The organism is Nocardia sp. CNS-044, assembly GCF_059570515.1.
Genome location: NZ_JCANSX010000005.1, coordinates 168,412 through 180,382, shown reverse-complemented (window position 1 = coordinate 180,382; position 11,971 = coordinate 168,412). Strand labels below are relative to the sequence as shown.

Here is an 11,971-nt window from a genome sequence, read left to right as displayed (position 1 = left end):
CGGAGTCCGCCGAAACCGGCCGTGCAGGCGGGGTTGCTTCAGCGAGTAGCGAGAAATTCGATCGCCGCGGCGTATCCCCGAATCCCCATTCCCGCGATCACCGCCGTCGCGACCGGCGAGATGAACGAATGGTGCCGAAATTCCTCCCGCGCGTGCACATTGCTGATGTGCACCTCCACGATCGGCACCTCCGGAATGACCAGCGCGTCGCGCAACACCACCGAAGTGTGGGTCAGTCCGCCGGGATTGATCACGATCCCCGACTCGGCGCCCCGCGCCTGGTGGATCCGATCGATCAGCGCCCCTTCGTGATTGGACTGGAACGCGACGACCTCCCTGCCGAACCTGGCCGCGGTCCGCTCGCACAGCTCGACCACGTCGTCGAGCGTGGCCGAACCGTACACCTCGGGCTGGCGGGTGCCGAGCATGTTCAGGTTCGGCCCGTTGAGTACCAGGATCGGTGCGGTATCGGCCATGCCGTCACCCTAATTCACAGACCCTTCGGACCTTCCGAACGCAGGTCGTCCACTTTGCGCATGGCGGTGCGCAGCTCCTCGAGCCACGCCTCGGCGTGCTTGCCCGCGAGTTTCACCGTCCAGGCCAGCGCGTCCGAGCGGGAACGGGCGACGCCGGAGTCGACAAGGGTGTCGAGGACCTTGCGCTCCTGCTGGCGCAGCCGCGTCATCACGGGAACTGCCAGCTGGGTGAACATGATTCGCTCGCCGTCCACCGAGACGCCCCACGCGACATTGCGGGCGTAGCGGCGCTGGGCCTCGCCCGCGATCTGCATCCGCGCGGGGCGGGTGGATTCGCGGAAGCGGGCGACGGCGCCCTCTTTCGTCGCGGTCGGGATCTTCTCGGTGGGCGCTTCGGTGTCCTCGCCGTCGGCGCGCTCGGGTTTGGGCAGTGGCAATTCGCCGATCACCACGATCTCGTCGCGGTCGACTTCGATGACCGGTTTGCCGACGAACCAGTCGCTGGGCAATCGTCCGGCGAACCAGTCGGGCACGTCGGCGGGGTCGGGGAGATCGGCCTGCTGCCAACCGCCGGGGCGTCCGAAACCTCGTCCGCGATGTTCGTTTCTCATGGCGAGTCACCTGACTTACTGTCGTGCAGTGCTTTCAATGATTACAAGATTACGCCGCAAGTAAGCACGGCGGTTCCGCTCTGCGTGAACAGGGTCGGAAGGGGGTACTCCACGGAGGTCGCATTGTGCCGAGCGGGTTCGGCTCGAGACGGATCATCGGCGTAGGTGGTTATCGCCCGCGTTCGCGTTCCGGCCGGTACGGTAGCGGCGCCGGTTATCGCCTTGTGACTGGATGCCGTTATCGTTCGGGCCATCGGAGAAGCTGTCTTCGGGCACAATTGACAATGCTGAGCATGGGTAACGGCCCGGTCACCGGGACGTCGCGAACAGGTTCATTTCAGGTACGGTGGTCTTGTTGCTGGAGTGACAAGAGTGAAGAGTGGGCGACATGGATGTGTGGGGATCCCGCCGCTTTCGCGTTCGGGGCGCAATGGCACTCGCGGGAGTGGCGGCTGTGGCAGTCACCATGGGCTCCTGCGGGTTTCGCGAGGAACCCAATGAGCCCTCGGCCGTCGTCGAGCGCTTCACCGAACTTCTCGATCAGCAGGATTACAAGAAGGCATCGGAGCTCACCTCCTACCCGAACGCCGCTTCCGCAACGCTGAAGCAAATGTTCGAGGGTCTCGCTCCCGGCAAGGTCGACTATCAGAAGACCCAATTCATCGGCTTGGACGCGCAGTCGGCGATCTTCAGCATGGACGTCGACTGGAGCTTCGGCGAGAACAAGAACTGGGAATACAGCATCCAGGGCACGGTGCGCAAGCTCGCGATCGGCTGGCGGATCTCGTGGGAGCCGTCGGTCGTGATGCCGCAGCTGCAAGGCAACCGCACCGTGAAGCTGGTGCGCACCACGCCGAAGCCGCCGCCCCGGGTGCTCGACATGGTCGGCGCACCGCTGATGCACGAGCAGGTCATCAACGTGATCAAGCTCGATCCCACGCGGATGTCCGACCCGGTCGCCTCCACCGACGCGCTGGCCAAGGCCATCGAGCCGGTCGCGCCGCTGATCACCGGTCCGTCGCTGATGCAGCAGCTGGCGTCCTCGCAGGGCAAGCCGATCGTCGCGGTCAACCTGCGCGAGGGTGATTTCGCGATCCTCGAACCGCGCATGGCGCCGATTCCCGGTGTGGTGATGGAGAAGCACCCGCGCCTGATCTCCTCGGACCGCCGGGTCTGGTCACCGCAGCTGGACGCGCTGCGCAAGGTCTGGGAGACCAGCCAGGAGGAGCACTCCGGCTGGGGCGTGCAGATCTTCGAGCCGGACGGGCGATTCATCAGCCAGGTCGCTGGTTACCAGGGTCCGCCGGGGCCGGACATCATCGCCACCATGGACCAGCGCTTGCAGCGCGCCGCCGAGGACGCGGTGGTGAGCGTCGGCACGCCCGCCTCCATCGTGGCGATCCAGCCGTCCAGCGGCGCGGTGGTCGCGGTCGCGCAGAACAGCCAGGCCAGCGCGCACGGTCCGGTCGCGTTCACGGGTCTGTATCCGGTGGGCGGCAATATCGAGTTGTTCCGTGCCGTCGCGGCGGCGACCAACGGCAAGGCGCCGCAGGACGTCTCGGTGCAGGAAGCGGCGGAGGCCGCGAGCAGGCTCGGCATCGGCATCGATTACCAGGTGCCGGGGTTGGACGAGGTCACCGGACGGCTCGCCATCGCCGGGCGCAGCGCCGAGCAGGTACGCCAGGGCGGCGGGTCGGACGCGGTGCTGGCCAGCCCGTTCGGGATGGCGATCGCGGCGGCGTCGATCGCGCGCGGCGAGGTGCCCGCGCCGAAGATCGAGGTCGCGCGCACCGGCGGCACCGACGCGCAGCTGGCACCGTTGGGCGGCGAGCTGACCGAACGGCTGCGCACCATGTTGCGCGAGGCCACCGGGGCTCCCCATCTGACACCGTTGCGACCGCACCCCGTGATCGCCTACGCGGCGACCGCGGGCGAGGACGGTTGGTTGATCGCCAACATGGGCGATCTGGCGTTCGCTATTCACATCAACGATGTGGACAGCGGGAACGCGACCGCTCGGATGGCGGCCCGGATGTTGCAGTCGCTGGCGACGCCGGAGCCGTGATCAGCAAAGGCTGATCGCTCGCGCGGCGCTCGGGCCCGAGGCCTTCATCGTGACGACGGAAGAGCGGGTCGAGCAGGTCCAATCGGTTCCGCGAATCAGTTGAGCGCCCGGATCGCCGCGCGCCAACCCAGCAGGAACAACGCGAGCACCGTGCCCGCGACCAGCACGAAGCTGAAAGCGGTCCCCTGCCCGCTGATCGCGCGCAGCACCATACCGCCGATGAGCGTGGACAACCAGACCAAGACTCCCGTGGGCCACACGACCGTCCCGTCGAAACGCCCCGCGCGACCGCCGACGGCCAGCGCGATAGCCCACCCGATCGCCAGCCCGATCGCGAACGGCCACAGCGTCTTCAGGAGCCCCGCGATCACCGCCTCGTCATGACTGCGCCGCCCGATGACACAGAACAAGATCACCAACACTGCGTCTGCCGCCACCGGAGCCAGTCTCTTCACCTGCGCAAGCGTAGTGCGGCGTCATTTCGATCTCGATCACGACACCGCCCCGAGACCTGCCCTGACGAGTCACGCGGCGGTTCACAGCATCCCCGGCGAAGATCTACTCCGACCGGTCGCGTGAGGTGGTCACAGCGTGCGGCGGGTTTCGAATTCCTTTTCGTAAGCGACCTCGTCGGCCGACGGGGTGCGGAAGAGGAACGCGAAGACGATCCAGCCGACGATCGCGACCAGGATGAAGCTGACCATGCGGTAGACGAACGCCGCGGCGACCGCTTGGGCGGCGGGCAGGCCCGCGCCCGCGGTGAGGCCGTAGATCAGTGTCGCGTCGACGTAGACGATGCCGCCGGGGGCGAACGGGATGGAACCGACGGCCTTGCCCGCGGTGAAGGCGATGAGCAGTCCGGCGAGTTTCGGCTCGGCGCCGACGGCGTAGCAGGCCGCGCCGAGGCAGGCGACGTCGCCGAATCGGTGCACGACGGCCCAGCCCGCCACCCAGAACCCGTCGCGTTTGCCGAGATCCACCGACTCGAGCTGGGTGAGGATCTCGGCGACCTTCGCCATCCCGTGGTCCGCTGGCCGTTTACGAATCCGGTTGACCAGCGCGAGCAGCCTCCGCAGCACCTTCTCCAGCGAGCCCGGATTGCGCGAGATGTAGTTGCCCGCCCAGATCAGGGCCGCCACCGCGGCGAGCGAAAGGATCAGCTTCAGCGGCCCGACTCGGTTGCCGACCAGCAGCGCGCCGCCGACGGCGAGTAGCGCCAGCCCGGCGGTGGCGATCACACCGGAGATGACCAGCTGCCAGGAAGCGACGATCGGACTCGCGCCCCAACGCCGGGTCTGTCGATAGGTGAACGCGGTGGAGAAGACTTGTCCCGCGGGCAATGTCACCGACATCGCGGTCGCGCCGTAGACGACTGCCACGGATTTGCGCTGACTCACATCGACGCCGCCCGCGTGCAGCAGTTGTTTCTGCACCCGGCCGAATCCGCTCATCGAAAGCGCTTGAAACCAGATACAGGCCGCGACCCAGCCCCAATGAATTTCGGTGAGCTTTCGCCAGGATTCGTGTAGTCGCGGCCACAGATAGACGCCTTCGCCGATCAACAAAGCCAGCAGCGCGGCGCCCAGCAACCATTTGACCCACCAGAATTTGCGCCGGCCCTGCTCGACGGTGGACGCTCGCGGTGCAGGCCCGCCCGCTGGATCCCCGTTGGCCGTCACGCCGATCAGCCTAGCGAAGGAATTGTTTCGGCGTCGGCATCGGTGCGCGGGTCGGCGCCTTCTTTCGGCCAGGCCAATCGCGTTTTCCGTCGCCTACCGCGCAGCTGCACTTCCTCGCCCGCGATCCAGAACTCCTGCTCGCTTTCCTCCGCGAAATACAACGCGCTGCCGGAGGCGAGCACCCGGCCGGGTTGGTCTTTGGCCAATTCGGTCAAGCGGGAGGCCTCGTTGACCGGGTCGCCGATCACCGTGTATTCGAAACGATTGGCGGCGCCGATATTTCCGGCGACCGCGAGACCGGCGGAGACGCCGATGCCGATGTCGAGGCCGGGCACTTCGCGCAGCGCCTCGCGCAGTTCGCGACCCGCCGCGAGCGCCGCGGTGGGCGCGTCCGGCCGGTCCAGCGGCGCGCCGAAGATGGCCAGCGCCGCGTCGCCGACGAACTTGTTGACGAACCCGTGGTGGCGGTCGATCACGTCGACCACGATCCGGAAGAACTCGTTGAGCAGGCTCACCACCTCGGTGGGCGGCCGTTCGGCGGCGGTCGCGGTGGAGCCGACCATGTCCACGAACAGCACCGCGACGAACCGGGTCTCGCCGCCGAGCTCGGTGCCGTAGTCGAGGGCGCGCTGGGCGACCTCCTCGCCGACGTGCTGGCCGAACAGTTCCTGGAGCTGGCGCCGCTTGGCCGCCTCCTCCATCATCCGGTTGAAGCCGACCTGGAGCAGACCTATCTCGCTGCCGTCGAACACCTCGACCTGCACGTCGCGGGCGCCTTCCTGCACCCGGTCGATGGCCTGGCTGAGCTGACGCACCGGATCGGAGATGCTCGAGCCGGTGAGCATGGACAGCGCCAGCGCCTGCAAGATCACCACGCCGCAGAGCAGCAGGATCGAGATCGCCAGCGACTGCGCCGAGAACTTCACCTCCGAGGAGATCTGGGTGACGCACAGCAGCACGATGGCGATGGTCGGCGCGAAGGTACCCATGCCCCAGGTCATCGCCATCCTGGTGCCGACGCCCGGCGTCAGGGTGTGATCGAAGATGCCCTCGGTCAACGCCTGCGCGGCGACCGGCCGCAGGATGCGCTCGCCGAGCATGTAGGTGAAGCCGAACACGATGGTCGCCGCCATGCACTCGGTGACGATCACCGCGCCCGCCAGCTCGGGCGTGTCGGAGATGATGAGTCCGGCGAGCACCGCGCCGCCGACCAACCACAGCGCCAGATGCAGCATCGCCTGGCGCAACGGCGCGTGCAGCGCGGCCATCTGTTCCTGGCGGCTCGGCGGCCCGCCGCGCATCTGCCAACGCATGACCGGGCGCAGCATCAGCGCGGAAGCGGCGAGGCTGAGCAGTCCGCCCGCGATGAAGACGAGGGCGGGGATGAGCAGACCGGTGCGTCGGGTACCGGCCGCCTCGCCTTCCGGAACGGGGAGTCCGTACTGGATGAACGCCCACACCAGCACCGCGCCGAAGGCGTTCGCCAACAGCATCGATGTCAGGTAAAGCGGCCAGCGCGTACGCATGGTCTGTTTGACCGCTTCCAAGGGCGCTGACACGCCCCCTAATCTAGCGTTTCGATCATTCGTCCACGTGCGGCTGTCCGGCGGGGCGAGTTGGTCGGCGACCTCCGTTACCCTGAGCGAGGTGACCGAGCTCGAGGAACGCCCGCGCCGGAACTCCGCCGCGGACGCGGTGCACCCGATAGTCCGGCAGACCGCGGAGTGGGCGTGGCGCCTGCTGGTCATCTTGGCCGCGGTGATCGCCCTGGCGATGATCGTGCAGCGGCTGGCGTCCGTCGTCATCCCGATGGCCATCGCGCTGCTCGCCGCCGCGCTGCTCGCGCCGCTGGTGGACTGGATGCAGCGGCTCGGTGTGCCGAGGTGGGTGGGGGTTTTCGTCTCGCTGGTCGGCTCGCTCGGGCTGGTCGCCGGGATCATGACCTTCGTCATCGAGCAGTTCGTCGCCGGTGTGCCGCAGCTGTCCGACGAATTCACCGACAGCATCCACCGAGTCCAGGACTGGCTGATCAACGGTCCGCCGCACCTCAGCGACGACCAGATCCGCAACGCGGGCGACACCATCGTCAAGGCCATCCAGTCCAATCAGGACAGTCTCACCTCCGGCGCGCTCACCACGGCCACGGTGATCGGCCACATCCTCACCGGCACCTTCCTCACGCTGTTCATCCTGATCTTCTTCCTCTACGGGGGCGATCAGGTCTGGGAGTTCGTCACCCGGGCCGTGCCGACCCAGCATCGGGAGCGGGTCCGGCTGGCCGGTCAGCTCGGCTTCGGATCGCTGGTCGGCTTCGTGCGCGCCACGGTGGTCGTCGCGGCCGTCGACGCCATCGGCATCGGCGCGGGCCTGGCCATACTCGGGGTGCCCTTGGCGCTACCGCTGGCCTCGCTGGTGTTCATCAGCGCGTTCATCCCGATCATCGGCGCGTTTCTCGCCGGTTCCATCGCGGTGTTCATCGCGCTGGTCACCAAGGGCCTGGTGACGGCGCTGATCGTGCTCGGCATCATCATCGCGGTCATGCAGCTGGAAAGCCACGTGCTGCAACCACTGCTGCTCGGCCGCGCGGTGAGCATTCACCCGCTGGCGGTGGTGCTGGCGATCGCGGCGGGCGTGGTGCTCGGCGGAATCGCGGGCGGCCTGCTCGCGGTGCCCGCCGTGGCGGTGATGAACACGGCCATCCGATCGTTGCTCGCCGGGCGTCCGGAGGAGGCGTTCGGCGAACTCCAGACCGCCGACCACGGGTTGTACTCGGCGGAGCCGGACCGGCCGGACCCCGGGCGATTCGACGTGGCGGCGACGTTGGCGGAGGAGTCCGCGCGCTCGAACCTCGCGCTGCGAAGTGCTGATGCCGATTCCGCAGCGGGCCGAGACGGTCCGCGCCTGGCGAAGGATTCCGGCGACAACCACCACGGGGGAACCGATGCCCCGGACTCCGTCGGCTGAGCTCAGTCCCGCCGACGCGGCGACCGCGCCGCTGTGGCGGGCCGTGCAGGCGTTCCGGCTCGTCACGCTGCTGTACGCGGTCGGTCAGCAGATCGCGTCGGTGCCCTACTACCAGAACCAGCGCCTGAGCTGGGTGTTCATCGCGCTGATGGTGGTGTGGTCCGGGCTTTCTGCGCTGATGCTCTCCCAGTGGCAGGTGGCCGACGTGGCCAAGGTTCGGGTCTGGGTGGTGATCGGCGACCACGTCGTCGTGATCGGTTTGGTCGCCGCGACCCGGCTGGTCGCCGACTACGACTGGTACCACGGGCACCAGACCCTGCCGACGACCATGTGGGCGGCCAACGCGGTGATCTCGGCGGCGATCCTGCGCGGTCCGGTCGCTGGGATCGCGTCCGGGCTCTCGATCGCCGCGGTCATCATCACCGTGCGCGACCAGTGGGGTCAGGATGTGTGGGCCGACGCGACCGCGCCGGTGCTCGTCTCGGTCGGCCTCGCGCTCGGGCTGGCCGCCAACACCGCCCGGCGCGCGCAGGAGCAGTTGCAGCGCGCCGTGCGCCTGACCGCCGCCGCCGAGGAACGCGAGCGGCTCGCCCGCGAAGTGCACGACGGCGTGCTCCAGGTACTCAGCTACATCAAGCGGCGCGGTAGCGAAATCGGTGGTCCCACCGAGGAATTGGCGCTACGTGCCGGTGAGCAGGAGGTCGCGCTGCGCGTGCTGATCTCCGAGCAGGGCGCGCGCGAGGACGCGGGCGGCGCCGAGGTGGACCTGCGTCCGCTGCTGACCGTGCACGCGACGCCGAAGGTCTTCGTGTCCACGCCGGGCGAGCCGGTTCGGGTGGGGCGTTGGGCCGCGGGCGAACTCGCCGCCGCTGTCGCCACGGCCTTGGCCAATGTCGAGCTGCACGCCGGTGTGGACGCCAAAGCGTATGTGCTGCTGGAGGATACCGGCGACGAGCTGATCGTCAGCGTGCGCGACGACGGCGTCGGCATCGCACCGGGGCGGCTGGCCGAGGCGGAGGCCGAAGGGCGGATGGGGGTTTCGCGGTCGATCGTCGGTCGCATCGCCGCGCTCGGCGGCACCGCCGAACTGCTCACCGAAGGCAGTGTGGGCGAAGGCGTCGAGTGGGAGTTCCGCGTGCCACGCGATGCGCGCTGACCTGGCAGGATGAAGTAAGCGGAAGGAGCGGTGCGGTGACCGACGGTGCGGCCGAGACCATTTCGGTGATGGTGGTGGACGACCACCCGATGTGGCGCGACGGGGTCTCCCGCGACCTCGCCGAGGCCGGATTCGAGGTCGTCGCGACCGCGGACGGCGTCGGCTCGGCCACCAGGCGCGCCGCGGCGGTGCGACCCGACGTCGTGCTGATGGACATGCAGCTGCCCGACGGGAACGGCGCGACGGCCACCGCCGAGGTGTTGCGGGTGTCGCCGCAGAGCCGAGTGCTCGTGCTCTCCGCGTCGGCCGAGCGCGACGACGTGCTCGACGCGATCAAGGCGGGGGCCTCCGGTTACCTGGTCAAGAGCGCGTCGGCGGCGGAACTGATCGATGCGGTGCGTGCGACGGCGGCTGGTCAGCCGGTGTTCACTCCGGGGTTGGCCGGGCTGGTGCTCGGCGAATACCGCCGGATGGCGACCGCGCCCGCCGAGCCCGACGAACCGCACCGGCCCGCGCTCACCGAGCGGGAGACCGAGGTGCTGCGGATGGTGGCGAAAGGGTTGTCCGCCAAGCAGATCGCGTCGCGGCTCGGGTTGAGTCATCGCACCGTGGAGAACCACGTACAGGCGACGTTGCGGAAGTTGCAGCTGGCCAACCGCGTCGAGCTCACCAGGTACGCGATCGAACAGGGCCTCGAGTAGGCGCGGCATCCGACCAACGGAGGAGCCGCGCACCCGGCTCGTACTCTTGTGCGGAGACGGCACACGAACAGGCCTTGCCTTTTCCGTTGGCAGGCACTCGCACGGAGAGCCACACTGAAGGCAAGGTGCACCGGCCCCCGCCGTCATCGGGGAACGCCCTGATGCCGAGACCCGCCGAACCTCGGTAATCTCGAAGCCATGGGCGGACCCGAATCGGTATCCAATGGCGTCGGCTCCGTCGGTGATCGGGATCTGCGCGTCTCCGACGCCGAACGCGAGCACGTCGGTCAGCTGCTGCAGCGGGCGGTCGGGCTCGGGATGCTCTCGCTCGGCGAGTTCACCGAACGGATGGACACCGCCCTCGCCGCCAAGACCCGGGGCGAACTGAACGCCGTGCTCATCGACCTGCCTGGCGTGCGCATGATCGGCCAGCCCGCCGCCCGGCCCACGCCCTTCGTGAACTCGACGCCCTCGTTCGCGAAGCGGCCGCCCATGCCGCCCACTCCGGCGGGCAACGTGATCCGCGGCCGCATGTCGGGCGTGACTCGGCGCGGGCCGTGGCAGGTCGCGCCCACACTGCACCTGAACAACTGGTTCTCGGGCGTGACTCTCGATTTCACCGAGGCGGTGATGTCGACCCAGGTGGTCGAGCTGAACGTCGACGATTTCTGCAGCTCGCTGACACTGGTGGTGCCCGCCGAGGCCACCGTCGACCTGAACGGCCTCGACCTGATCGGCGCGAGCGTCAACAACAAGGTCCGCACCGGCCCCCCGCTCGGCCCCCTCCACCTGGTCGTGCACGGAAGCATCCGCTTCGGCTCGGTCACCGCGAAGCACCCGTTCATCGCGCATTGGCGCAAGTTGCTCGGTCACTGAGCGGCGGCCGGGCTTTTCGGCTCGGTCACCGCGATGCGTCGCTCCTCCGCGCGGCCCACCGACAGCACGGTGACGTGTCCGCACACAGCGGTGGTGGCGATCGACGGGATGGCCATGCCGCAAGTCTGGAGAGCAGCGCGCAAAAGCCACGCTGTGAGATTCGGAGCAGCGTACAGCCGACGCGAAGTGGCCAGGATCCCGTCAGGTATTCACTCCGATGCGGCGGGCGAAGGCGCGCAAGGGAACTCGGCGGTCGTGGTCGAGGAGTTCGGAGACGATGTGGCGGGGGAGGGATTGGTATTTGATCCAGTCGCCGCCGCCGACGCGTTCGGCGTTCAGCAGGGCGTCCAGTGCGCGCTGGTGCTGGCCGGTGCGGGTGAGGGCGACCGCGGTGTCGGCGAGGTGGCGGGCGCGGGAGGCCTGCGGCAGACCGCTGTTCGGGGGCATCTCCTTGGCCGCGGCCAGCGCTTCGGAATAGCGTTCGGACGAAACGTTCACGTCCACCGTCTGCATCACGACTTGTGAAGGGCCGAAATAGGTTTCGTAGTCCTGGCGGTCGGCGCCGATGCGCAGCGCGACCTCGCCCGCCGCCTCGATCAGCGAGAGCGCCTCCGGCACGTCCTGGGCCCGGCCGGACGCCGTCGCGCCTTGCAGCACGAGCGAACCGTACGCGGACAGGTGCGCGGGTGGCACCTCGCCCGCGGGCTCCAGCTCCGTCGCGGCGCGCAGCGCGACCCCGCGCGACTCGTCGTAGCGGCCCTGAACCAGCAGCTGCCAGGCCACCGAGCCGCGGATGGTCGCGAGCAGCAGCGGATCGTCGCCGCGTTCGGCGGCGGTGAGCGCCTGGCGGATGGCGAGGAACGCGGGATCGGTCTGCCCGAGATGCACGAGCGTGCAACCGGTGACCCAGCACATGCGGGCGAGCAGTTCGTTGGCCGGGGCGACCGCGCCGTTGCGTGCGGCGTGCACGGTCGCGCGCAGCTGGGTGAGGTTGGCGGGCAGGATCGCGGTGAGCAGTTCGTAGCGGCCCGCCCAGTACGCGCCCCAGGCGTAGTCGACCGCGCGGCGGCCGTCGTCGAGGCTCACGGCCTCTTCCTCGGGCACCTCGCCGAGCAGGTCGTCCACGGGGGTCAACGCGCGCCGGATGGCGACGATGCCCGCGTCCGGGTTGCCGGACGGTATCCCGTGGCGCTTGCCGATCAAATCGGAGATGTCCACGTCGAGGGCGCGAGCCAGTTTCTGCAGGCTCGCGATGGACGCGGTTTGGCGTCCGCCCTGCTCGAGCTTGCGCACGAGATCCACGCTCACTCCGGCCTGGTCGGCAAGCTGACGCTGGGTCAGCGCTTTGCCGCGAAAGCGCCGAATCCGCACCCCGATCGACGAATCGTCCATGTACCCGTGTCCTTTGTTACATCTGGGTTTCAGGGTACGACGCTAAGCCTT

At 68.6% G+C, this 11,971-nt stretch carries 12 protein-coding genes; 5 read left to right on the top strand and 7 right to left on the bottom strand.

Features of this window, described 5'->3' with window-relative positions; all coding sequences use genetic code 11:
* Nucleotides 1-38: 38 nt before the first annotated feature.
* Nucleotides 39-476 (bottom strand): type II 3-dehydroquinate dehydratase, encoded by a 438-nt coding sequence (gene aroQ, locus T333_RS01870; protein WP_496423507.1) that lies wholly within the window; start codon nt 474-476, stop codon nt 39-41.
* A gap of 14 nt (nt 477-490) precedes the next feature.
* Nucleotides 491-1,087 (bottom strand): ATP-binding transcription factor AbmR, encoded by a 597-nt coding sequence (gene abmR, locus T333_RS01865; protein WP_354998472.1) that lies wholly within the window; start codon nt 1,085-1,087, stop codon nt 491-493.
* 454 nt (nt 1,088-1,541) lie between these two features.
* On the opposite strand from abmR, the gene T333_RS01860 reads away from it, so the two are divergent.
* A complete protein-coding gene (locus T333_RS01860) occupies nt 1,542-3,152 on the top strand; it encodes an NTF2-like N-terminal transpeptidase domain-containing protein (protein ID WP_496423506.1) in 1,611 nt (536 codons plus the stop codon).
* A 95-nt stretch (nt 3,153-3,247) separates the two neighbouring features.
* Here T333_RS01860 and T333_RS01855 read toward each other — a convergent pair whose 3' ends face one another.
* The 3 genes from T333_RS01855 to T333_RS01845 all read right to left on the bottom strand — a co-directional run bounded on the left by T333_RS01855 (nt 3,248) and on the right by T333_RS01845 (nt 6,357).
* Nucleotides 3,248-3,607 carry a DUF3054 domain-containing protein gene (locus T333_RS01855; protein WP_496423505.1) on the bottom strand — a complete coding sequence of 120 codons (360 nt, stop codon included), beginning with the start codon at nt 3,605-3,607 and terminating at the stop codon, nt 3,248-3,250.
* A 129-nt stretch (nt 3,608-3,736) separates the two neighbouring features.
* Nucleotides 3,737-4,831 carry a lysylphosphatidylglycerol synthase transmembrane domain-containing protein gene (locus tag T333_RS01850; RefSeq protein WP_496423504.1) on the bottom strand — a complete coding sequence of 365 codons (1,095 nt, stop codon included), beginning with the start codon at nt 4,829-4,831 and terminating at the stop codon, nt 3,737-3,739.
* A gap of 5 nt (nt 4,832-4,836) precedes the next feature.
* Nucleotides 4,837-6,357 carry an adenylate/guanylate cyclase domain-containing protein gene (locus tag T333_RS01845; RefSeq protein ID WP_354999012.1) on the bottom strand — a complete coding sequence of 507 codons (1,521 nt, stop codon included), beginning with the start codon at nt 6,355-6,357 and terminating at the stop codon, nt 4,837-4,839.
* A gap of 121 nt (nt 6,358-6,478) precedes the next feature.
* Between T333_RS01845 and T333_RS01840 the strand changes: the two genes are divergently transcribed.
* From T333_RS01840 to T333_RS01825, 4 genes are all read left to right on the top strand, one after another.
* The gene (locus tag T333_RS01840; RefSeq protein WP_496423503.1) at nt 6,479-7,795 is read left to right on the top strand and encodes an AI-2E family transporter; all 1,317 of its coding nucleotides are present in this window, start codon (nt 6,479-6,481) and stop codon (nt 7,793-7,795) included.
* A complete protein-coding gene (gene macS / locus T333_RS01835; protein ID WP_496423502.1) occupies nt 7,773-8,951 on the top strand; it encodes a MacS family sensor histidine kinase in 1,179 nt (392 codons plus the stop codon). Before T333_RS01840 ends, macS begins: the two co-directional genes overlap by 23 nt.
* A 68-nt stretch (nt 8,952-9,019) precedes the next feature.
* Nucleotides 9,020-9,652, top strand: coding sequence for a response regulator (locus tag T333_RS01830; protein ID WP_354999013.1), 633 nt, complete (start codon nt 9,020-9,022; stop codon nt 9,650-9,652).
* A 198-nt stretch (nt 9,653-9,850) separates the two neighbouring features.
* Nucleotides 9,851-10,528, top strand: coding sequence for a DUF1707 SHOCT-like domain-containing protein (locus T333_RS01825; protein WP_354998478.1), 678 nt, complete (start codon nt 9,851-9,853; stop codon nt 10,526-10,528).
* Here the strand turns inward: T333_RS01825 and T333_RS01820 are convergent.
* Both T333_RS01820 and T333_RS01815 read right to left on the bottom strand, forming a co-directional pair.
* A complete protein-coding gene (locus T333_RS01820; protein WP_496423501.1) occupies nt 10,522-10,644 on the bottom strand; it encodes a hypothetical protein in 123 nt (40 codons plus the stop codon). The two genes, T333_RS01825 and T333_RS01820, sit on opposite strands and share 7 nt — an antisense overlap.
* Before the next feature lie 85 nt (nt 10,645-10,729).
* Complete coding sequence (locus T333_RS01815; protein WP_354998479.1) at nt 10,730-11,920, bottom strand: helix-turn-helix domain-containing protein; 1,191 nt, start codon at nt 11,918-11,920, stop codon at nt 10,730-10,732.
* Nucleotides 11,921-11,971: the final 51 nt, after the last annotated feature.

What these genes read in the sequence shown, in the direction of transcription:
- aroQ (WP_496423507.1), bottom strand. Translation starts at nt 476, where the DNA reads ATGGCCGATACCGCACCGATCCTGGTACTCAACGGGCCGAACCTGAAC.
- abmR (WP_354998472.1), bottom strand. Translation starts at nt 1,087, where the DNA reads ATGAGAAACGAACATCGCGGACGAGGTTTCGGACGCCCCGGCGGTTGG.
- T333_RS01845 (WP_354999012.1), bottom strand. Translation starts at nt 6,357, where the DNA reads ATGCGTACGCGCTGGCCGCTTTACCTGACATCGATGCTGTTGGCGAAC.
- macS (WP_496423502.1), top strand. Translation starts at nt 7,773, where the DNA reads ATGCCCCGGACTCCGTCGGCTGAGCTCAGTCCCGCCGACGCGGCGACC.
- T333_RS01830 (WP_354999013.1), top strand. Translation starts at nt 9,020, where the DNA reads ATGGTGGTGGACGACCACCCGATGTGGCGCGACGGGGTCTCCCGCGAC.
- T333_RS01825 (WP_354998478.1), top strand. Translation starts at nt 9,851, where the DNA reads ATGGGCGGACCCGAATCGGTATCCAATGGCGTCGGCTCCGTCGGTGAT.
- T333_RS01820 (WP_496423501.1), bottom strand. Translation starts at nt 10,644, where the DNA reads ATGGCCATCCCGTCGATCGCCACCACCGCTGTGTGCGGACACGTCACC.
- T333_RS01815 (WP_354998479.1), bottom strand. Translation starts at nt 11,920, where the DNA reads ATGGACGATTCGTCGATCGGGGTGCGGATTCGGCGCTTTCGCGGCAAA.